Source organism: Streptomyces sp. NPDC039462 (genome assembly GCF_055639375.1).
Window position 1 is genome coordinate 408,105 of record NZ_JBVKAO010000005.1, and the last position, 20,874, is coordinate 428,978.

Genomic DNA, 20,874 nt, shown 5'->3' on the forward strand with positions numbered 1-20,874 from the left:
CGTGCGGAAAACTCAGCCGCCGAACTCGTGCAGACCCTTCAGCGCCTGGTCGAGCAGCGCCTGGCGGCCGTCCAGCTCCTTCTGGAGCTTGTCGGCCTTGGAGTTGTTGCCCGCGGCGCGCGCCTTCTCGATCTGCTCCGTCAGCTTGTCCACCGCCGCCTGCAGCTGACCGGTGAGACCCTCGGCACGCGCGCGTGCCTCCGGGTTCGTCCGGCGCCACTCGGCCTCCTCAGACTCCTGCAGCGCACGCTCCACGGCCTGCATCCGGCCCTCGACCTTCGGGCGGGCGTCCCGCGGGACGTGGCCGATGGCCTCCCACCGCTCGTTGATGGACCGGAACGCGGCACGCGCCGCCTTCAGGTCCGTCACCGGGACGAGCTTCTCGGCCTCGGCGGCCAGCTCCTCCTTCAGCTTCAGGTTCTCGCCCTGCTCCGCGTCGCGCTCCGCGAAGACCGCGCTGCGCGCCGCGAAGAAGACGTCCTGGGCGCCGCGGAAGCGGTTCCACAGATCGTCCTCGTGCTCGCGCTGGGCGCGGCCCGCCGCCTTCCAGTCGGCCATCAACTCGCGGTACCGCGCGGCCGTCGGGCCCCAGTCCGTCGAGCTCGACAGCGCCTCGGCCTCGGCGACCAGCTTCTCCTTGGCCTTGCGGGCCTCCTCGCGCTGCGCGTCCAGCGAGGCGAAGTGCGCCTTGCGGCGCTTGGAGAACGCCGAGCGCGCGTGCGAGAAGCGGTGCCACAGTTCGTCATCCGACTTGCGGTCCAGGCGCGGCAGACCCTTCCAGGTGTCCACCAGGGCCCGCAGCCGCTCACCGGCCGCCCGCCACTGCTCGCTCTGGGCCAGCTCCTCGGCCTCGACGACCAAGGCCTCCTTGGCGTGCCGCGCCTCGTCGGACTGCTTGGCCTTCTGCGCCTTGCGCTCCTCGCGGCGCGCCTCGACGGTCTCCACCAGCTTGTCGAGCCGCTTGCTCAGGGCGTCCAGATCACCGACCGCGTGCGCCTCGTCGACCTGCTGACGCAGGTGGTCGATGGCGGTCATCGCGTCCTTGGCCGACAGATCGGTCGTCTTCACCCGGCGCTCGAGAAGTCCGATCTCGACGACCAGACCGTCGTACTTGCGCTCGAAGTAGGCAAGGGCCTCGTCGGGAGATCCTGCCTGCCACGAACCGACCACTCGCTCGCCGCCGTCGGCCGTACGCACGTACACGGTCCCCGTCTCGTCGACGCGGCCCCACGGGTCGCTGCTCACAGCGCCTCCTCCACATGATGCCTGCGCAGGGCCTCGGGGCCCCCGGCATCGTCCACAGTTTCGTCACCGCCAACATAGGCGACCGGCGGGGCGGCTGTCCGCATCCCGCACGACCGAAGTTTGCCTGGCGGCGCTCAGGATTTGGTGACGGTGGCCTTGTCGATGACGACCGTCGCGTTCGGGGCGCCGTCGCCCTGCCCGGTGCTCTCGCCGGCGGCGGCGATCTTCTTCAGGACCTTCATCCCGGAATCGGAAATGGTCCCGAACGGTGTGTAGTCGGGCGGGAGCTGACTGTCCTGGTAGACGAGGAAGAACTGGCTGCCGCCGGTGTTCCTGCCGGTCTTCGCCTGGGCGTTGTACTGGTTCGCCATCGCGACCGTGCCGGCCGGGTACACGTTCCCCTTGAGGCGCTTGTCCTTCAGGTTCTCGTCCGGGATCGTGTAGCCGGGGGAGCCCTTCCCGGTGCCCTTCGGGTCGCCGCACTGGAGGACGTAGATGCCGCCGGTGGTCAGGCGGTGGCACTTGGTGTGGTCCAGATAGCCCTTGTTCACCAGGAAGTTGAAGGAGTTGACGGTGCGCGGGGCCTTCGCCGCGTCCAGGTCGAGGCCGATGTCACCGCACGTCGTCTTCAGGTCCATCCGGTAGTCGGCGGACTTGTCGATGGTGAGCGCCGGCTCCTTCTTGAAGCTGAGCGGCTTCACCTTGCCGGGCGCCGCCTTCGCGCACGGGTCCTTCGGCGCGCTGCTCGCCTGCGCGTTCGCGTCGTCCTTCGTGTCGTCCCCGTCGAAGGCCCCCGCTGCGTACGACACGGCGCCACCGGCCACGACCACCGCGAGGGTCCCCGCGATCACCGCGTTGCGCGCCCGTACCCGGCGCCGTGCGGCCTCGCGCCGCTCCTGCTGCCGCAGCCGCTTCTCCCGCGCGAGCTGCTTGCGCCGCTGTTCCTGGCTGACCACCGGCTCTTCTCCCCTTCTCCGGCGTATGTCTCGTCATACGCTGCGTAGTGCCCCGTACCGTATATGGGTTACCTGTGGAATCGGCAGCGCCGGTAGGCTCTGATCTGCCGCGTTCTCCCGCCGGGGGCCGCGGCACCCTCCCGCCGGACGACGAATGAAGGACGATCGTGCTGATTGCCGGGTTCCCCGCCGGGGCCTGGGGCACCAACTGCTACGTGGTCGCCCCCGCCGCAGGCGAGGAGTGCGTGATCATCGACCCGGGCCACCAGGCCGCCCAGGGAGTCGAGGACGCACTCAAGAAGCATCGGCTCAAGCCCGTCGCGGTCATCCTCACCCACGGCCACATCGACCACGTCGCCTCGGTCGTCCCGGTGTGCGGAGCGCACGACGTGCCCGCGTGGATCCACCCCTCCGACCGGTACATGATTAGCGACCCCGAGAAGGCCCTCGGGCGCTCCATCGGGATGCCGCTCATGGGCGAGCTGACGGTGGGGGAGCCCGACGACCTGCGCGAGCTGACCGACGGCGCCGGGCTGAAGCTGGCGGGTCTCGACTTCACCGTCGCGCACGCGCCGGGCCATACGAAGGGGTCGGTGACCTTCCAGATGCCCGAGACGGCCGAGATCCCCTCGGTCTTCTTCTCGGGCGATCTGCTCTTCGCCGGCTCCATCGGACGCACCGACCTGCCCGGCGGCAGCCACACCGAGATCCTCCAGTCGCTGGCCCGCGTGTGCCTGCCTCTCGACGACTCGACCGTGGTGCTGTCCGGCCACGGCCCCCAGACATCCATCGGCCAGGAGCGCGCCACCAACCCGTATCTGCGGCAGGTGGCCGCCGGCCTGGGTCCGGACGACACGTCCGCCCCGCGACGAGGAATGTGACGAGAGAACTCCCGTGAGCACCTTCAAGGCCCCCAAGGGCACGTACGACCTGCTGCCGCCCGACTCCGCGAAGTTCCTCGCGGTGCGCGAGGCGATCGCCGCGCCGCTGCGCGACTCCGGCTACGGCTACATCGAGACGCCCGGCTTCGAGAACGTCGAGCTGTTCGCGCGCGGTGTCGGTGAGTCCACCGACATCGTCACCAAGGAGATGTACGCCTTCACGACCAAGGGCGGCGACGAACTCGCGCTGCGCCCCGAGGGCACCGCGTCCGTGCTGCGCGCGGCCCTGGAGGGCAACCTCCACAAGGCGGGCAACCTCCCGGTCAAGCTCTGGTACTCGGGCTCCTACTACCGGTACGAGCGCCCCCAGAAGGGCCGCTACCGGCACTTCTCCCAGGTCGGTGCCGAGGCGATCGGCGCCGAGGACCCGGCGCTCGACGCCGAGCTGATCATCCTGGCCGACCAGGCGTACCGCGCCCTCGGCCTGCGGAACTTCCGCATCCTGCTCAACTCGCTCGGCGACAAGGAGTGCCGCCCCGTCTACCGCGCCGCGCTCCAGGAGTTCCTCCGCGGCCTGGACCTGGACGAGGAGACACGTCGACGTATCGACATCAACCCGCTGCGCGTCCTCGACGACAAGCGGCCCGACGTCCAGAAGCAGCTGGTGGGCGCGCCCTCGCTGCGCGACCACCTGTGCGACGCCTGCAAGGCGTACCACGAGCAGGTCCGCGAGCTGATCACGGCGGCGGGCGTCGCCTTCGAGGACGACGAGAAGCTCGTCCGCGGCCTGGACTACTACACCCGCACCACCTTCGAGTTCGTCCACGACGGCCTGGGCGCGCAGTCCGCGGTCGGCGGCGGCGGCCGCTACGACGGCCTGTCCGAGATGATCGGCGGCCCCTCGCTGCCCTCGGTCGGCTGGGCGCTCGGCGTGGACCGCACGGTGCTCGCCCTGGAGGCGGAGGGCGTCAAGCTCGAACTCCCCGCGTCCACCAGCGTCTTCGCGGTACCGCTCGGCGACGAGGCGCGCCGCGTCCTCTTCGCCAAGGTCACGGAGCTGCGCAGGGCCGGGGTCGCGGCGGACTTCTCGTACGGCGGGAAGGGCCTCAAGGGCGCGATGAAGAACGCCAACCGCTCGGGCGCGCGCTTCACCGTCGTCGCCGGCGAGCGCGACCTGGCGGACGGCGTCGTCCAGCTCAAGGACATGGAGTCCGGCGAGCAGGACGCGGTGGCGGTGGACGACATCGTGACGGTCCTGAAGGACCGGCTCGGAAAGTAGCGCCTCGCGGACGGCCGACGATCGGGGGCGAGGTCACGGGGTGAGCCCGTGGCCTCGCCCCCTTCGACTCGTCCCCCGTCCGTGCCTCCTTATGTCCATCGAACGGTGGACCCACAGGCGCATACGGCACAATGTGCGTGCCCGCGGACACCTCGAGCGACGGAACGGCGTGATGAGCAAAACGATGTCAGCGAAGGACGACGCCTCGGACGAGCGGAAGCGCACGGACGTTCCCGGCGCCGTCGGCGGCAGCCGCGCGCTCGCCCTGCTGCTGGTGATCACGGGCGCCGCCGGGCTGCTCGCCTCCTGGGTGATCACCATCGACAAGTTCGAGCTCCTGAAGGACCCGAACTTCCAGCCGGGCTGCAGCATCAACCCCGTCGTCGCCTGCGGCAGCATCATGAAGAGCGAGCAGGCCGAGGCCTTCGGCTTCCCCAACCCGATGCTGGGCCTGGTCACCTACGGCATCGTGATCTGCGTCGGCATGAGCCTCCTCGCCGGGGCCCGCTTCCCGCGCTGGTACTGGCTCACGTTCAACGCGGGCGCGCTCTTCGGCGTCGGGTTCTGCACCTGGCTGATGATCCAGTCGCTCTACCACATCAACGCGCTCTGCCTCTGGTGCACCCTGGCCTGGATCGCCACGCTCCTGATGTTCTGGTACATCACGTCCTTCAACATCCGGGCCGGTTTCCTGCCCGCGCCGGCCTGGGCCAAGAGCTTCCTGGCCGACTTCACCTGGGCGCTGCCGGTGATGCACACCGGCGTCATCGCGATGCTGATCCTCACCCGCTGGGGCGCCGACCTCTGGGCCTGACCGGCGCCCGGAGGGATTGTCAGTGGGGTGACATAGGGTTCTCGACGTGGAGCCCGACCTGTTCACCGCCGCAGCCGAAGACCGCCAGGAGAAGGATCCGTCCAGCAGCCCCCTGGCCGTCCGGATGCGCCCGCGTACCCTCGACGAAGTCGTCGGCCAGCAGCATCTGCTGAAGCCGGGCTCGCCCCTGCGCCGCCTCGTCGGCGAGGGCGGCGGCGGCCCCGCAGGACCCTCGTCGGTCTTCCTGTGGGGCCCGCCCGGCATCGGCAAGACGACCCTCGCGTACGTGGTCTCCAAGGCCACGAACAAGCGCTTCGTCGAGCTCTCCGCGATCACCGCGGGCGTGAAGGAAGTGCGTGCCGTCATCGACGGCGCCCGCAGGGCGATGGGCGGCCACGGCAAGGAGACCGTCCTCTTCCTCGACGAGATCCACCGCTTCAGCAAGGCCCAGCAGGACTCCCTGCTGCCCGCCGTGGAGAACCGCTGGGTGACGCTCATCGCGGCGACCACCGAGAATCCGTACTTCTCGATCATCTCCCCCCTCCTGTCCCGCTCCCTGCTCCTCACCCTCGAACCGCTCACGGACGACGACCTGCGCGCCCTGCTCCGCCGGGCGCTCGTCGACGAGCGCGGCCTGGCCGGCGCGGTCGAGCTGCCCGAGGAGGCGGAGGAGCACCTGCTGCGCATCGCCGGGGGTGACGCCCGCCGCGCGCTCACCGCCCTGGAGGCGGGCGCGGGCTCGGCGCTCGCCAAGGGCGAGAGGGAGATCACCCTCCAGACCCTGGAGGAGTCGGTCGACCGGGCCGCCGTGAAGTACGACCGCGACGGCGACCAGCACTACGACGTCGCGAGCGCCCTCATCAAGTCCATCCGCGGCTCGGACGTGGACGCCGCCCTGCACTATCTGGCCCGCATGATCGAGGCGGGCGAGGACCCCCGCTTCATCGCCCGGCGCCTGATGATCTCCGCCAGCGAGGACATCGGCCTCGCCGATCCGACCGCGCTGCCCACCGCCGTCGCCGCCGCCCAGGCCGTCGCCATGATCGGCTTCCCCGAGGCCGCGCTCACCCTCAGCCACGCCACGATCGCCCTGGCCCTCGCCCCCAAGTCGAATGCCGCGACGATCGCGATCCAGCAGGCCCAGGCCGACGTCCGCGGCGGCCTCGCCGGCCCCGTCCCGCCCCACCTGCGCGACGGCCACTACAAGGGCGCGGCCAAGCTCGGCCACGCCCAGGGATATGTCTACCCGCACGACGTCCCCGGCGGCATCGCCGCCCAGCAGTACGCACCGGACACCATCGAGGGCAAGCGCTACTACCAGCCGACGAGGTACGGAGCGGAGGCCAGATACGCCGACGTGGTCGAGCGTGTCCGCTCCCGCCTCAAGGGCGAGCAGCCCGAGGGCTGAGGCATCTCGCCGCACCCGGTATAGTTGACCGGAGCGCTGCGTCCCGTGTCCGGTCTCGTACCGGCACCACCAGAACGGGACATCCAGCCGGAGCCCCACCGCCGCGAGGCAAGGGGGATCCAGGAGCGTCGCGCACCGTTGAAGGTGTCGCGGGCAGCCCACCACCACCCCGGAGCCCCGGGAATCGGTCGGTGGGCCACTCGCGTGCTGCACATTGTGCCCAGACCAGGGAGCGGCTGCCGGGCCCGTCCATCAGGACGAGCCGGGTTTCCCAGGCTGCGGATTGCGACCTCCCCTAACCACTGGTGAAGCCGATTTCACTTAAGAACAGAGAGGTTGGTTCATGCCGAACCAGTCCCGCCCCAAGGTCAAGAAGTCGCGTGCCCTCGGCATCGCGCTGACCCCGAAGGCCGTCAAGTACTTCGAGGCCCGCCCCTACCCGCCGGGCGAGCACGGCCGTGGGCGCAAGCAGAACTCGGACTACAAGGTCCGTCTGCTCGAGAAGCAGCGGCTGCGCGCGCAGTACGACCTCTCCGAGCGCCAGCTCGTCCGTGCCTACGAGCGTGCGTCCAAGACGCAGCTCAAGACCGGTGAGGCCCTGGTCATCGAGCTGGAGCGTCGTCTCGACGCCCTGGTTCTGCGTTCGGGCATCGCCCGCACGATCTACCAGGCCCGCCAGATGGTCGTGCACGGCCACATCGAGGTCAACGGCGGCAAGGTCGACAAGCCGTCGTACCGCGTCCGTCCCGACGACGTCGTGATGGTCCGCGAGCGCAGCCGTGAGAAGCCGCTGTTCCAGGTCGCGCGCGAGGGTGGCTTCGCCCCCGACGGCGAGATCCCGCGCTACCTCCAGGTGAACCTGAAGGCCCTGGCCTTCCGCCTGGACCGCGACCCGAACCGCAAGGAGATCCCCGTGATCTGCGACGAGCAGCTCGTCGTCGAGTACTACGCCCGCTGACCCGGACGTAGCTCACCCTGCTGCAGCCCGTCGCCTCCCCGCCCTTCGTGGTGGGGGAGGCGGCGGGTTCGGTCGTTTCCGGGGCCGCCGCGCAGCGCCCGGGCCACCGCCGCCTCCAGATCGAGGGCGGCCCCCGCGCGCACGCACTCCTCGTACCGCTCGTCGCCGAGCGCCTCGCGGGCCTGCCGCTCGCAGAGCACGTGCGGCCCGCCGAAATGGACCGAGCCGAACAGCGGCAGACCCACCGAGGTCCAGATGCGGGACGCGGCGCCCTGCAGCACCGCCGCCTCCGCCGGATCACCCTCCGCCGCGGTGAACAGCGCCAGCAGCTCGATGGACAGGACCGTGCCGAGCAGGTCGTGGAAGCGGTGGTCGAGATCCAGCGACTCGGCGAGCAGCTCGCGCGCCGTCGCCGCCTCACCGCGGGTCCACGCCGCGTAGCCGAGGACATAGAGGGCGTACGCGAGGGTCCAGCGCTCGCCGTGGTCCTCGCAGACCCGGCGCACGTCCTCGCAGAGCTCCACCGCGGCGGCGAGCTCGCCGCGGAAGGCCAGCACCATGGCGAGCTCCGTCTGCCCCATCAGGACATTGCTGTTGAGCTCGCCGATCTCCCGGTACCGCTCCAGCGCCGCGCGCAGCAGCGTCTCCGCGCGCGGCAGGTCGTCCGTGACCAGGGCCAGACAGCCGATGCGGTGCTCCGCGTACGCCGCGGCGATCGCGCTGCCCGCGTGGTGCGCGCCGTCACGGCACTCGTGCAGCGCGGCCAGCGCGGCGACCGCGTCCCCTTGCAGCACCGCCACATAGCCGAGCACCCACAGCGCCTTGAGCCGCGGCTCCTCGTGGCCGCCGTCGAGTTCCAGGGCCCGGTCCAGCCAGTGCCTGCCCTCCGTGAGCCGTCCGCAGCCGACCCAGTAGAACCACAGCGTCCCGGCGAGGTGCTGCCCCAGGTGGGTCTCGTCCCGCTCGGTCAGACAGAACTCCAACGCGGCCCGCAGATTAGGCAGTTCGGCGTCGACGAGCGCGGCGATCTCCTGCTGGCGCGGCGAGAACCAGTCCAGCTCGCACCAGGTGGCGAACCCCAGATACCAGTCGCGGTGCCTGCGCCGCATCCGTGCGCTCTCGCCCGCCGCCGCCAGCCAGTCGGCGCCGTAGGCCCTGACCGTGTCGAGCATGCGGTAGCGCACCCCCGAGGGCCCCTCCTCACGGGTGAGGACGGATTGCGCGAGGAGCTCGTCCAGTACGTCAAGCACATCGTCGGCGGGCAGCCCGTCCCCGGCGCAGACGTATTCGGCGGCCTCCAGGTCGAACTGTCCGGCGAACACCGAGAGACGTGACCACAGCAGCCGCTCCCGCGGCGCGCACAGCTCGTGGCTCCAGCCGATCGCGGTCCGCAGCGTCTGGTGGCGCGCCGGGGTGTCGCGCCGGGCGCCGGTGAGCAGCCGGAACCGGTCGTCGAGCCGGGCGAGGAGCTGCGCGGGCGAGAGCGCCCGCAGCCGTCCCGCGGCCAGCTCCACGGCGAGCGGGATGCCGTCGAGACGCCGGCACAGCTCCATGACGTCCGCGCGATTGCCGTCGTCGAGGACGAAACCGGGCAGGCCGGCCGTCGCGCGGTCGGTGAAGAGCGCGGCCGCCTCCGGGCAGGGCATCGGCGCGAGCGGGAAGAGCCGCTCGCCCTCGGTCTCCAGCGGCCGGCGCCCCACGGCCAGCACCCGCAGCCCGGGGGAGTGCACCAGCAGATCGCGCACCAGCGAGGCGCAGGCGTCGACGAGGTGCTCGAAACCGTCGACGACGAGCAGCAGTTCCCGCTCCGCGAGGTGCCCGAGCAGCACCTGGCGCGGCGGCCTCTTCGTGTGGTCCGTCAGCTCCAGGGCCTCGACGACCGCGTGGTCGAGCAGGTCCGGGTCCCGCAGCGCCGTGAGATCCACCAGCCAGGCGCCGTCGCGCGACCCGTGCCGAGCCGCGGCCCGCACGGCCAGCCGGGACTTCCCGACCCCGCCGACCCCGGTGACCGTGACCAGGCGCCCGGCCTCCAATGCGGCGGTGAGCTCGGTGAGTTCGGTCTCGCGCCCGACGAAGGCGTTCAGTTCCAGGGGGAGATTGCCGGGCTGAGAGGGTCGCATGGGGTACGGAGCGTACCCAGTCGTTTGCGCTCCGTACAAACATGCCGGGCAACTCCTGGGCAAGCGGCGGGGAATGCGGTACGGAGCGACGCCACCGGCGCGATAGGGTCGGAGGACGACTTTTAGATGTTCAGGTACGAAGTTCAGGGACGAGATTCAGGGAGCGGTGCCAAGTGTCCGGTGGAGAGGTTGCCGGGATCCTGGTGGCCGTCTTCTGGGCGATCCTGGTCTCCTTCCTCGCGGTGGCACTGGCGAGGCTGGCCCAGACGCTCAGGGCGACCACCAAGCTCGTCGCGGAGGTGACCGAGCAGGCGGTGCCCCTGCTGGCGGACGCCTCCACCGCGGTGCGCTCCGCGCAGACGCAGATCGACCGCGTCGACGCCATCGCCTCCGACGTCCAGGAGGTCACGTCGAACGCGTCGGCGCTGTCCACGACGGTCGCCTCCACCTTCGGCGGCCCGCTCGTCAAGGTCGCCGCGTTCGGGTACGGCGTCCGCAGGGCCATCAGCCGCAAGGCCGCCCCCGCGGCAGAGGAAATGCCCGCCAGGCCGTCCCGTCGTACGGTGATCGTGGGCCGAACCGTCCCGTCCGCACGGCGGACCAAGCGGGCCAACCGGAGTAAGAGGGACTGACGCAGCGATGTTCCGCCGTACGTTCTGGTTCACCGCGGGCGCAGCCGCCGGCGTATGGGCCACCACCAAGGTCAACCGCAAGCTCAAGCAGCTGACCCCCGAGAGCCTCGCCGCGCAGGCCGCGAACAAGGCGATCGAGACGGGCCACCGCCTGAAGGACTTCGCGCTCGACATCCGCGACGGCATGGCCGAGCGCGAGGCCGAACTGGACGAGGCGCTGGGGCTGCGGGACCACCCCGATGCCGAGCTGCCCGCCTCGCGCCGCTTCGCGGTCATCGAGAACCATCTCAGCAAGAACCCCAGCAGTAACACGAACCACAAGAAGACGCAGTACAACTGGAATGAGGACCACTGATGGAGTCGGCTGAAATCCGCCGCCGCTGGCTGAGCTTCTTCGAGGAGCGCGGGCACACCGTCGTCCCTTCGGCGTCGCTCATCGCGGACGACCCGACTCTGCTGCTCGTCCCCGCCGGCATGGTGCCCTTCAAGCCCTACTTCCTGGGTGAGGTCAAGCCGCCCGCGCCGCGCGTCACCAGCGTGCAGAAGTGCGTGCGCACGCCCGACATCGAAGAGGTCGGCAAGACCACGCGCCACGGCACGTTCTTCCAGATGTGCGGCAACTTCTCCTTCGGCGACTACTTCAAGGAAGGCGCCATCACGCTCTCCTGGGAGCTGCTGACCAGCCCCGTCGAGAAGGGCGGCTTCGGCCTCGACCCCGAGCGGCTGTGGATCACGGTCTACCTCGACGACGACGAGGCCGAGCAGATCTGGCGCGAGAAGGTCGGCGTCCCTGCCGAGCGCATCCAGCGCCTGGGCAAGAAGGACAACTTCTGGTCCATGGGCGTGCCCGGACCCTGCGGCCCCTGCTCGGAGATCAACTACGACCGCGGCCCGGAGTTCGGCGTCGAGGGCGGCCCGGCCGTCAACGACGAGCGCTACGTGGAGATCTGGAACCTGGTCTTCATGCAGTACGAGCGCGGCGAGGGCACCTCGAAGGAGGACTTCGAGATCCTCGGCGAGCTGCCGACCAAGAACATCGACACCGGTCTCGGTCTCGAGCGTCTCGCCATGATCCTCCAGGGCGTACAGAACATGTACGAGACGGACACCCTGCGCGTCGTCATGGACAAGGCCACCGAGCTCACCGGCGTGCGCTACGGCGCCGAGCACGGCACGGACGTCTCCCTGCGCGTGGTCGCCGACCACATCCGTACGTCGACGATGCTCATCGGCGACGGCGTCACCCCCGGCAACGAGGGCCGCGGCTACGTGCTGCGCCGCATCATGCGCCGCGCCATCCGCAACATGCGTCTGCTCGGTGCCACCGGTCCCGTCGTCAAGGACCTCGTCGACGTCGTGATCGAGACGATGGGGCAGCAGTACCCGGAGCTCGTCACCGACCGCAAGCGCATCGAGACCGTCGCCCTCGCCGAAGAGGCCGCCTTCCTCAAGGCCATCAAGGGCGGCACGAACATCCTCGACACCGCCGTCACCGAGACCAAGGCCGCCGGCGGCAAGGTCCTCTCCGGCGACAAGGCGTTCCTGCTGCACGACACGTGGGGCTTCCCCATCGACCTCACCCTGGAGATGGCCGCCGAGCAGGGCCTCTCCGTGGACGAGGACGGCTTCCGCCGCCTCATGAAGGAGCAGCGGGACCGCGCCAAGGCCGACGCCATGGCCAAGAAGACCGGCCACGCCGACCTGCACGCCTACCGCGAGATCGCCGACACCTCCGGCGCCACCGACTTCACCGGCTACTCCCTCACGGAGAACGAGGCCCAGATCGTCGGCCTGCTGGTCAACGGCGTCTCCTCGCCCGCCGCCACCGAGGGCGACGAGGTCGAGATCGTCCTCGACCGCACCCCGTTCTACGCCGAGGGCGGCGGCCAGATCGGCGACACCGGCCGCATCCGCCTGGACAGCGGCGCGATCGTCGAGATCCGTGACGTGCAGAAGCCGGTGCCCGGCGTGCACGTCCACAAGGGTGTCGTCCAGGTCGGCGAGATCACCGTGGGTGCCCCGGTGTGGGCGTCGATCGATGCCCACCGCCGCCGCGCCATCGCCCGCGCGCACTCCGCCACGCACCTCACCCACCAGGCGCTGCGCGACGCGCTCGGCCCGACGGCCGCCCAGGCCGGTTCCGAGAACCAGCCCGGCCGCTTCCGCTTCGACTTCGGCTCGCCGTCCGCCGTGCCCACGGCCGTGATGACGGACGTCGAACAGAAGATCAACTCGGTGCTCTCCAGGGAACTGGACGTCCAGGCCGAGGTCATGTCGATCGACGACGCGAAGAAGCAGGGCGCCATCGCCGAGTTCGGCGAGAAGTACGGCGAGCGCGTGCGCGTCGTCACCATCGGCGACTTCTCCAAGGAGCTGTGCGGCGGTACGCACGTCCACAACACCGCCCAGCTGGGTCTGGTGAAGCTCCTCGGCGAGTCCTCCATCGGCTCCGGTGTGCGCCGCATCGAGGCGCTGGTGGGTGTCGACGCGTACAACTTCCTCGCCAAGGAGCACACGGTCGTCGCTCAGCTCCAGGAGCTGGTCAAGGGCCGTCCGGAGGAGCTGCCCGAGAAGATCTCCGGCATGCTCGCCAAGCTGAAGGACGCCGAGAAGGAGATCGAGAAGTTCCGCGCGGAGAAGGTCCTCCAGGCCGCCGCCGGTCTCGTCGAGTCCGCCAAGGACGTGCGCGGTGTCGCCGTCGTCACCGGGCAGGTGCCGGACGGCACGGGCGCCGACGACCTGCGCAAGCTGGTCCTCGACGTGCGCGGCCGCATCCAGGGCGACCGTCCGGCCGTCGTCGCGCTCTTCACCACGGCCAACGGCCGGCCGCTGACGGTCATCGCCACCAACGAAGCCGCCCGTGAGCGCGGCTTCAAGGCCGGCGACCTGGTCCGTACGGCCGCCAAGACCCTCGGCGGCGGTGGCGGCGGCAAGCCGGACGTCGCCCAGGGCGGCGGCCAGAACCCGGCCGCCATCGGCGACGCCATCGCCGCCGTCGAGCGCCTCGTCACCGAGACGGCCTGATGACGGAGTCGGCAGGCCAGTCAGGGGGCATGCGCCGCGGCCGCCGCCTCGCCATCGACGTCGGGGACGCCCGCATCGGGGTCGCCTCGTGCGACCCCGACGGGATCCTCGCCACGCCGGTGGAGACGGTGCCGGGGCGCGATGTCCCGGCCGCCCAGCGCCGCTTGAAGCAGCTCGCCGACGAGTACGAGCCGATCGAGATCGTCGTCGGCCTCCCTCGCTCCCTCAACGGGGGCGAGGGCCCGGCGGCCGCCAAGGTCCGCGCGTTCACCCGGGACCTCGCCCGCATGGTCGCCCCCATTGCGGTGAGGCTCGTGGACGAGAGGATGACCACAGTGACGGCCAGTCAGGGGCTGCGCGCCTCCGGCGTGAAGTCCAAAAAGGGCAGGTCTGTCATCGATCAGGCGGCGGCCGTGATCATCCTTCAGCAGGCCCTGGAGTCCGAACGGGCGTCAGGTAAAGCTCCCGGCGAGGGCGTCGAAGTGGTCATCTGATCGCGATACGGTAACGTTCCGCGCGATGCGGCGGCGTTCGAACAGCTGCCGCACAGCATCAAGAGGCGGAACGGTTGCCCGGCCATCCCGACGGCGGCCCCGCCTCGCGGCATGTAGGGGATCGATGACTGAGTATGGCCGGGGCCCAGGCTCCGAACCGTGGCATCCGGAGGACCCGTTGTACGGGGACCGCGGATGGGGAGGACAGGAGCCTTCGGGCGGCACGTCCACCTACGGCGGCCAGGGGCAGTACCACCCGCAGCAGCCGCACCAGCATCAGCAGCCGCACCAGCAGCAGCCGTCGCACGATTCCCAGTACGGCGGTGACTGGAGCACCGGACAGCAGCAGGCCTACGGACAGCAACAGCAGTACGGCGGCCAGCAGCAGTACAACGGCGACGCCGGTCAGGGGTACCACGGAGGCTCGGACCAGGGCTACAACGGCGATTCCGGCCAGGGTTACAACGGCGGCCCCGAGCACGGCTACAACGGTGGCGACGGTGGCTGGGACACCGGTCAGCAGGGTCAGGCCCCCTACAGCGGCGACCCGATGGACCCCTACGGCGCCCAGCAGGCGGGCTACGGCTCGGAGAGCCACGACTACTACTCCACGCCGGACGCCTACTCGCCGCCGGAGCCGCCCGGTCGCCGACGCTCGCCCGGGCCCCCCGAGTCCGGTTCCGACTCCGAGACGGACTGGGACCCGGGCCCCGACCAGGGCGAACATGCCTTCTTCGCGGGCGACGACGCCGAGGACGACGACGGGGCGGGCCGCCGGGGCGACCGGCGCGGCGGCCGTGGCGGAAAGAAGCCCAAGAAGCGCCGCAACGGCTGTGCCTGTCTGGTCGTCACGCTCGTCTTCGGCGGCGGCCTCGGCGGAGTCGGCTACTTCGGCTACCAGTTCTATCAGGACCGTTTCGGCACGGCGCCGGACTACGCGGGCGAGGGCTCGGGGACGGCCGTCGTCGAGATCCCCAAGGCCTCCAGCGGATACGCGATCGGGCAGAAGCTGAAGGACGCCGGCGTCGTCAAGAGCGTCGACGCGTTCGTCTCCGCCCAGGGGCAGCACCAGCAGGGCCGAACCATCCAGCCGGGTGTCTACACTCTCAAGAAACATATGTCTGCGGCGAGCGCGGTCGAAATGATGCTCAGTCCGAAGAGCCGCAACAATCTCATCATTCCTGAAGGTAAGCGGAATGTCTGGGTGTATGCGGAGATCGACCGCCGCCTTGAGGTCCCCAAGGGCACCACGGAGAAAGTCGCCAGGAAGGATTGGCGCAATCTCGGACTTCCCCACTGGGCGAACACGAACAAGGACATCAAGGACCCCCTGGAAGGATTTCTCTATCCATCCAGCTATCCGGTCGCCAAGGGCCAGAAGCCCGCGGACGTCCTGAAGAACATGGTCGCCCACGCGACGGAGAAGTACGACGAGCTCAGCCTCGCCTCGAAGGCCAAGGACCTGAACCTCAAGAATCCGCTCGAACTTCTCACCGTGGCGAGCCTGGTCCAGGCCGAAGGAAAGTACAAGCACGACTTCGAGAAGGTCGCCACGGTCGTCTACAACCGCCTCAAGCCCAACAACACCGAGACGTACGGCCTGTTGGACTTCGACTCGACGGTGAACTACCTGCGCGGCAAGTCCGAGCTGGCTACGGGCTCGGTCGACGAGCTCCGCAAGCTCAAGGACCCGTACAACACGTACAAGATCAAGGGCCTGCCGCCCGGACCGATTGGAAACCCGGGCGAGGTGGCGCTGAATTCCGCACTGCATCCCGCCCAGGGCAACTGGTACTACTTCGTCTCCGTCAGTGAGGACAAGACGCTCTTCGCTGAAACCAACGAAGAGCAGAACCGGAACCGTGAGAAGTATCTGAAGGGGCAATGAGCGCTTAGCGGTGACGGGTGATGAGTGCAGTCTTTAGCTCGCCGATTGCCCATTCCCTCTCCCTGGGGTTGTAACGATGACTAGGGGCTGAGTGACTGGTCATACCACCGTTCCGAGATCGCCGAGGCGGCGCTACCCGGCTGCGTCGGGGAGCTCGGTCCGGAATGGCCGGGCGGCGGGGCTCTCGCTGACGATGCCGTTGGAGGGGGCGGTCGTTCCGCTGCTCAACGAGATCAGCGGGGCCGCCGCGCCCGTCCAGGCCGTTAATGCCATGGCCTTCCGGGAGGCCGGTGACAATACCAACATCTCCGGCATGGTCGCCGCGTGCCGCGAGCGCGGTATCGATCAGTCCGAGTCCGCCGCGATCCTCGGCGCGTGCGCCACCGTCTCTGCGGCGCACGCCGCCCTGGCACATATTTGCCGACGAGGTCGTTGCCTACGTACGCAGTACATAGCGGGCCGATGCGTGGGCTGGAGCGGCCGGCTCAGCGTCCGGTGCAATTCACCAGCATGTCACGGGAGTCTTCCATCACACCCGCACGCTCCTCGACATGGTCCATGGCCGGGGGCCGACGCCCTAGATACCCCCAGATGTGTCCTGAGAGTAGTACTTCTGGTCGGTTCAGCCAGACTAGTGCGATCCTCAGCCGCGGAAACAGGATCACGCGAGGCCACTGCTTCGACTTGTCTGGGGCAGTAGTGGGAAATGAAAGCAAAATGCGACCCCCCGGGAAATTCATGCCAGGGGGTCGCAAATCGCGCGCAAATCTTCTAAGGATGCGTCATTCGGTCAGGTTGGCTATGCTTTTCCCTTCACTGAATAGCCGCAAGACCCTTCGATTTCGACTCTTTTCTCGGTCAGGCATACTTGAATCTGAACCGCTGAACCTTCAGGCAAGTTTTTATTGTATTCACACGAATGCCCCTTGCCCGCATTGCAAACCTCGGTGCGAATGGAATTGTGGTCCCAAATGGTCATACTTACGCCATGGCCGTCCGATTTCCAATCGTAGATAATATAAACGTCGCCGTCTGCCACGAATGCGCCTTCGCCGACACAGGCGCCGTAGGTATTTATGCCGCCGTTGCAGGCGCGTGCGTCGGTCCCGGCGTAGGCTGAGCCTGATCCGAAGAGGGTAACTGCTGTCGCCAGGGCGACTGACGCTGCGAGCGTCGCTCGTCTAAGCTGCATGGAGTGAACTACTTTCTCGGGTGGCCCGGGTGGTCAGGAATGCGATCTTGAGAAATTTTCTTTCACGTGGCCTCTGATGTCAAGAAGGGTCACGTATAGGGTAAATGTCGCGAAAGCGCGGTAGGTGTACAGGTGTGTGGAAAATCAATATTTCAGCAGGTTCCTCTTGAGGTTTGGGTGATGCGTGCAGTGAAGTTCTCCGCAGTCCTCGGCTCCCCGATCGCCCATTCCCTCTCTCCGGTGCTGCACCGCGCCGCATACGAAGAGCTGGGACTGAGTGATTGGTCGTACGACCGATTCGAGATCGACGAGGCCGCGCTGCCCAGCTTCGTCGGGGAGCTCGGCCCCGAATGGGCGGGGCTCTCGCTGACGATGCCATTGAAGCGGGCGGTCATCCCGCTGCTCGACGAGATCAGTTGCACCGCCGCCTCCGTTGAGGCCGTGAACACGGTCGTGTTCACCGAGGACGGCCGAAAGGTCGGCGACAACACCGACATCCCCGGCATGGTCGCCGCGCTCCGCGAGCACGGCATCGAGCAGGTCGAGTCGGCCGCGATCCTCGGCGCGGGCGCCACCGCGTCGTCGGCGCTGGCCGCGCTCGCCCGGATCTGCACGGGCGAGGTCGTCGTCTACGTACGCAGCGACGCCCGCGCCGCCGAGATGCGGCAGTGGGGCGAACGCCTCGACGTGGAGGTCAGGACCGAGGCCTGGGAGGACGCCCGCGAGGCGCTGACCGCCCCCCTGGTGATCGCCACGACCCCGGCGGGCACCACGGACGCGCTGGCCGGCCTGGTCCCCGAGCGGCCCGCCACCCTCTTCGACGTGCTGTACGACCCGTGGCCCACCGACCTCGCGGCGCGCTGGTCGGCGTACGGCGGGGCGGTCGTCAGCGGACTCGACCTGCTCGTCCACCAGGCCGTGCTCCAGGTCGAGCAGATGACGGGTCGCGCGCCCGCGCCGCTGGCCGCCATGCGCAAGGCGGGGGAGCGCGCGCTCGCCGCCCGGTAAATCCCTGGTCGCGCCGTGGTCGAGGCGCGGCCGAGGGGTGGGCCGATGACGTCCGTCAGATGGACCGGACGGCAGGTCGCGCCTCAGGTCGTGGGAGGATCGGGGTGGCGGGCCAGGGCCGCGCACCCGGCCGCGCCGTCGAAGACCGCAGTTCGAGGCGCGAGCATGAGGAGCACACCGTTGAGCAGGTTGCGTTGGCTGACCGCGGGGGAGTCGCACGGACCCGCGCTTGTCGCGACGTTGGAGGGTCTTCCCGCCGGCGTGCCGATCACGACGGAGATGGTGGCGGATCATCTGGCGCGGCGGCGGCTGGGGTATGGCCGTGGTGCGCGGATGAAGTTCGAGCGTGATGAGGTCACGTTCCTGGGTGGTGTGCGGCACGGGCTGACCATGGGTTCGCCGGTCGCGGTGATGGTGGGCAATACGGAGTGGCCCAAGTGGGAGCAGGTCATGTCGGCCGATCCGGTGGATCCGGCGGAGCTGGCCGAGCTGGCGCGTAATGCGCCGCTGACGCGGCCCCGGCCCGGTCACGCGGACCTGGCGGGGATGCAGAAGTACGGCTTTGATGAGGCGCGTCCGGTGCTGGAGCGTGCTTCGGCGCGTGAGACGGCGGCCCGGGTGGCGCTGGGTGCGGTGGCGCGTTCGTATTTGAAGGAGACGGCGGGGATCGAGATCGTCTCGCACGTCACGGAGCTGGCGGCGGCGAAGGCGCCCTACGGCGTCTACCCGACGCCAGCGGATGTGGAGAAGCTGGACGCGGATCCGGTGCGGTGTCTGGATGCGGATGCGTCGAAGGCGATGGTCGCGGAGATCGATCAGGCGCACAAGGACGGCGACACCCTGGGCGGTGTGGTCGAGGTGCTCGCGTATGGGGTGCCGGTGGGTCTGGGCTCGCATGTGCACTGGGACCGGCGGCTCGATGCCCGTCTGGCGGCGGCGCTGATGGGTATTCAGGCGATCAAGGGTGTCGAGGTCGGGGACGGCTTCGATCTGGCGCGGGTTCCGGGGTCCAAGGCGCACGACGAGATCGTCACCACGGACGAGGGCATCAAGCGCACCTCGGGCCGCTCCGGTGGCACCGAGGGTGGTCTGACCACGGGTGAGCTGCTGCGTGTACGTGCCGCGATGAAGCCCATCGCGACCGTGCCGCGCGCGCTGGCCACCATCGATGTGGCCACGGGTGAGGCGGCGAAGGCGCATCACCAGCGTTCGGATGTGTGTGCGGTGCCGGCTGCCGGGATCGTCGCGGAGGCGATGGTGGCGCTGGTTCTGGCGGACGCGGTGGCGGAGAAGTTCGGTGGCGACAGTGTGCCCGAGACGCGGCGCAATGTGGAGTCGTACCTCGACCACCTCCAGATCCGGTGAGCGGTCCGCAGATCGTCCTCGTCGGTCCGATGGGTGTCGGCAAGACGACGGTCGGTGAGCTGCTGGCCGAGCGACTGGGTGTCACCTTCCGGGACACCGACGCCGACATCGTCGCCGCCCAGGGGCGGGAGATCTCCGACATCTTCGTCGACGAGGGCGAGCCGTACTTCCGTGGCCTGGAGAAGGCCGCCGTGGCGCGTGCCCTCACGGAACACGACGGCGTCCTCGCCCTCGGCGGCGGCGCGATCCTCGACGAGACGACGCGGGCGCTGCTCGGCGCCCACCCCGTCGTCTATCTCTCGATGGACGTCGAGGAGGCCGTCAAGCGCACCGGCCTCAACCAGGCGCGCCCGCTGCTGGCCGTCAACCCGCGCAAGCAGTGGCGCGAGCTGATGGACGCCCGCCGCCACCTGTACGCCGAAGTCGCCCGCGCGGTCGTCGCCACCGACGGCCGCACCCCCGATGAGGTCGCCCAGGCGGTCCTCGACGCACTGGAGTTGAAGGAAGCATGACGACGGAGCAGACCCCCACCCGTATCCAGGTCGGTGGCACCGCCGGCACGGATCCGTACGAGGTCTTGGTCGGTCGGCAGCTCCTCGGCGAGCTGCCCGGCCTCATCGGCGACCAGGCCAAGCGGGTCGCCGTGATCCACCCCGAGGCGCTCGCCGAGACCGGCGACGCGCTGCGGCAGGACCTCGCAGACCAGGGCTACGAGGCCGTGGCCATCCAGATCCCGAACGCCGAGGAGGCCAAGACGGCGGAGGTCGCGGCGTACTGCTGGAAGGCCCTCGGCCAGTCCGGCTTCACGCGCAGCGACGTCATCGTCGGCGTCGGCGGCGGCGCCTCCACCGACCTCGCCGGGTTCGTGGCCGCGACCTGGCTGCGCGGGGTGCGGTGGATCGCCGTACCGACCACGGTGCTCGGCATGGTGGACGCGGCGGTCGGCGGCAAGACCGGCATCAACACCGCCGAGGGCAAGAATCTGGTGGGCGCCTTCCACCCGCCGGCCGGGGTCCTCTGCGACCTGGCGGCGCTGGACTCGCTCCCCGTGAACGACTACGTCTCCGGGCTCGCGGAGATCATCAAGGCCGGTTTCATCGCCGACCCGGTGATCCTGGAGCTCATCGAGGCGGACCCGCAGGCGGCCCGTACGCCCGCGGGACCGCACACCGCCGAGCTCATCGAGCGCTCCATCAGGGTCAAGGCCGAGGTCGTCTCGGGCGACCTCAAGGAGGCGGGCCTCCGCGAGATCCTCAACTACGGCCACACCCTCGCGCACGCCATCGAGAAGAACGAGCGCTACAAGTGGCGGCACGGCGCCGCGGTCTCCGTCGGTATGCACTTCGCGGCCGAACTCGGCCGTCTGGCGGGCCGTCTGGACGACGCGACCGCTGACCGGCACCGCACGGTCCTCGAATCGGTCGGTCTGCCGCTGACCTACCGTTACGACCAGTGGCCCAAGCTCCTGGAGACCATGAAGGTCGACAAGAAGTCCCGCGGTGACCTGCTGCGCTTCATCGTCCTCGACGGCCTCGGCAAGCCGACCGTCCTGGAGGGCCCCGACCCGGCCGTCCTCCTCGCCGCGTACGGCGAAGTCGGCCAGTAACCGG

General features: G+C 69.4%; 18 protein-coding genes and 2 pseudogenes. 15 read left to right on the top strand and 5 right to left on the bottom strand.

Annotated features, from left to right (window positions below; translation table 11 throughout):
- Positions 1-12 precede the first annotated feature (12 nt).
- Both ACZ7LU_RS27640 and ACZ7LU_RS27645 read right to left on the bottom strand, forming a co-directional pair.
- Positions 13-1,245, bottom strand: coding sequence for a DUF349 domain-containing protein (locus ACZ7LU_RS27640; RefSeq protein ID WP_398310857.1), 1,233 nt, complete (start codon positions 1,243-1,245; stop codon positions 13-15).
- Between the two features lie 134 nt (positions 1,246-1,379).
- Positions 1,380-2,201, bottom strand: a complete 822-nt coding sequence (locus ACZ7LU_RS27645) for a peptidylprolyl isomerase (RefSeq protein ID WP_471918296.1) — start codon at positions 2,199-2,201, stop codon at positions 1,380-1,382.
- Between the two features lie 167 nt (positions 2,202-2,368).
- Between ACZ7LU_RS27645 and ACZ7LU_RS27650 the strand changes: the two genes are divergently transcribed.
- The 5 genes from ACZ7LU_RS27650 (at position 2,369) to rpsD (ending at position 7,541) form a co-directional block, all read left to right on the top strand.
- The gene (locus ACZ7LU_RS27650; RefSeq protein ID WP_471918297.1) at positions 2,369-3,082 is read left to right on the top strand and encodes an MBL fold metallo-hydrolase; all 714 of its coding nucleotides are present in this window, start codon (positions 2,369-2,371) and stop codon (positions 3,080-3,082) included.
- 13 nt (positions 3,083-3,095) lie between these two features.
- The gene (gene hisS / locus ACZ7LU_RS27655) at positions 3,096-4,361 is read left to right on the top strand and encodes a histidine--tRNA ligase (protein WP_471918298.1); all 1,266 of its coding nucleotides are present in this window, start codon (positions 3,096-3,098) and stop codon (positions 4,359-4,361) included.
- Positions 4,362-4,545: 184 nt separating this feature from the next.
- Complete coding sequence (locus tag ACZ7LU_RS27660; protein ID WP_398310846.1) at positions 4,546-5,175, top strand: vitamin K epoxide reductase family protein; 630 nt, start codon at positions 4,546-4,548, stop codon at positions 5,173-5,175.
- Positions 5,176-5,221: 46 nt separating this feature from the next.
- Entirely contained in the window at positions 5,222-6,583 is a 1,362-nt protein-coding gene (locus ACZ7LU_RS27665) for a replication-associated recombination protein A (protein WP_470984606.1), read from the top strand.
- A 343-nt stretch (positions 6,584-6,926) separates the two neighbouring features.
- A complete protein-coding gene (gene rpsD / locus ACZ7LU_RS27670) occupies positions 6,927-7,541 on the top strand; it encodes a 30S ribosomal protein S4 (RefSeq protein WP_125511570.1) in 615 nt (204 codons plus the stop codon).
- Between the two features lie 25 nt (positions 7,542-7,566).
- Here rpsD and ACZ7LU_RS27675 read toward each other — a convergent pair.
- Positions 7,567-9,661 (bottom strand): annotated as a pseudogene (locus ACZ7LU_RS27675) (ATP-binding protein); the annotation flags it as partial.
- Between the two features lie 173 nt (positions 9,662-9,834).
- Between ACZ7LU_RS27675 and ACZ7LU_RS27680 the strand changes: the two are divergent.
- The 6 genes and pseudogenes from ACZ7LU_RS27680 to ACZ7LU_RS27705 all read left to right on the top strand — a co-directional run.
- On the top strand, positions 9,835-10,293 hold the full coding sequence (locus ACZ7LU_RS27680) for a DUF948 domain-containing protein (protein ID WP_398310839.1): 459 nt from the start codon (positions 9,835-9,837) through the stop codon (positions 10,291-10,293).
- A gap of 7 nt (positions 10,294-10,300) precedes the next feature.
- Positions 10,301-10,648 carry a DUF6167 family protein gene (locus ACZ7LU_RS27685; protein ID WP_398310836.1) on the top strand — a complete coding sequence of 116 codons (348 nt, stop codon included), beginning with the start codon at positions 10,301-10,303 and terminating at the stop codon, positions 10,646-10,648.
- Entirely contained in the window at positions 10,648-13,317 is a 2,670-nt protein-coding gene (alaS, locus tag ACZ7LU_RS27690) for an alanine--tRNA ligase (protein WP_398310833.1), read from the top strand. Before ACZ7LU_RS27685 ends, alaS begins: the two co-directional genes overlap by 1 nt.
- Positions 13,317-13,811 carry a Holliday junction resolvase RuvX gene (ruvX, locus tag ACZ7LU_RS27695; protein ID WP_398310830.1) on the top strand — a complete coding sequence of 165 codons (495 nt, stop codon included), beginning with the start codon at positions 13,317-13,319 and terminating at the stop codon, positions 13,809-13,811. Before alaS ends, ruvX begins: the two co-directional genes overlap by 1 nt.
- A gap of 124 nt (positions 13,812-13,935) precedes the next feature.
- Entirely contained in the window at positions 13,936-15,699 is a 1,764-nt protein-coding gene (gene mltG / locus ACZ7LU_RS27700; protein ID WP_471918299.1) for an endolytic transglycosylase MltG, read from the top strand.
- 87 nt (positions 15,700-15,786) lie between these two features.
- Positions 15,787-16,148 (top strand): annotated as a pseudogene (locus ACZ7LU_RS27705) (shikimate dehydrogenase); the annotation flags it as partial.
- Positions 16,149-16,498: 350 nt separating this feature from the next.
- Here ACZ7LU_RS27705 and ACZ7LU_RS27710 read toward each other — a convergent pair.
- Positions 16,499-16,891: a hypothetical protein gene (locus ACZ7LU_RS27710; protein WP_471918300.1), complete on the bottom strand. Its 393-nt coding sequence runs from the start codon at positions 16,889-16,891 to the stop codon at positions 16,499-16,501.
- A 180-nt stretch (positions 16,892-17,071) separates the two neighbouring features.
- Here ACZ7LU_RS27710 and ACZ7LU_RS27715 point away from each other — a divergent pair, with 180 nt between their 5' ends.
- A complete protein-coding gene (locus ACZ7LU_RS27715; RefSeq protein WP_471918301.1) occupies positions 17,072-17,899 on the top strand; it encodes a shikimate dehydrogenase in 828 nt (275 codons plus the stop codon).
- Between the two features lie 83 nt (positions 17,900-17,982).
- On the opposite strand, the gene ACZ7LU_RS27720 is transcribed toward ACZ7LU_RS27715, so the two are convergent.
- Complete coding sequence (locus ACZ7LU_RS27720; RefSeq protein WP_469252458.1) at positions 17,983-18,171, bottom strand: hypothetical protein; 189 nt, start codon at positions 18,169-18,171, stop codon at positions 17,983-17,985.
- Here ACZ7LU_RS27720 and aroC point away from each other — a divergent pair.
- Genes aroC through aroB form a run of 3 tightly spaced genes read left to right on the top strand, consistent with a single transcriptional unit; the run spans position 18,080 to position 20,870 of the window.
- Entirely contained in the window at positions 18,080-19,264 is a 1,185-nt protein-coding gene (gene aroC / locus ACZ7LU_RS27725) for a chorismate synthase (protein ID WP_468717689.1), read from the top strand. The two genes, ACZ7LU_RS27720 and aroC, sit on opposite strands and share 92 nt — an antisense overlap.
- A 29-nt stretch (positions 19,265-19,293) precedes the next feature.
- Positions 19,294-19,776 (top strand): shikimate kinase, encoded by a 483-nt coding sequence (locus ACZ7LU_RS27730; RefSeq protein WP_398312452.1) that lies wholly within the window; start codon positions 19,294-19,296, stop codon positions 19,774-19,776.
- Entirely contained in the window at positions 19,773-20,870 is a 1,098-nt protein-coding gene (gene aroB, locus ACZ7LU_RS27735) for a 3-dehydroquinate synthase (protein ID WP_398312142.1), read from the top strand. The genes ACZ7LU_RS27730 and aroB overlap by 4 nt, the downstream gene beginning before the upstream one ends.
- The last annotated feature ends 4 nt before the right edge of the window (positions 20,871-20,874 follow it).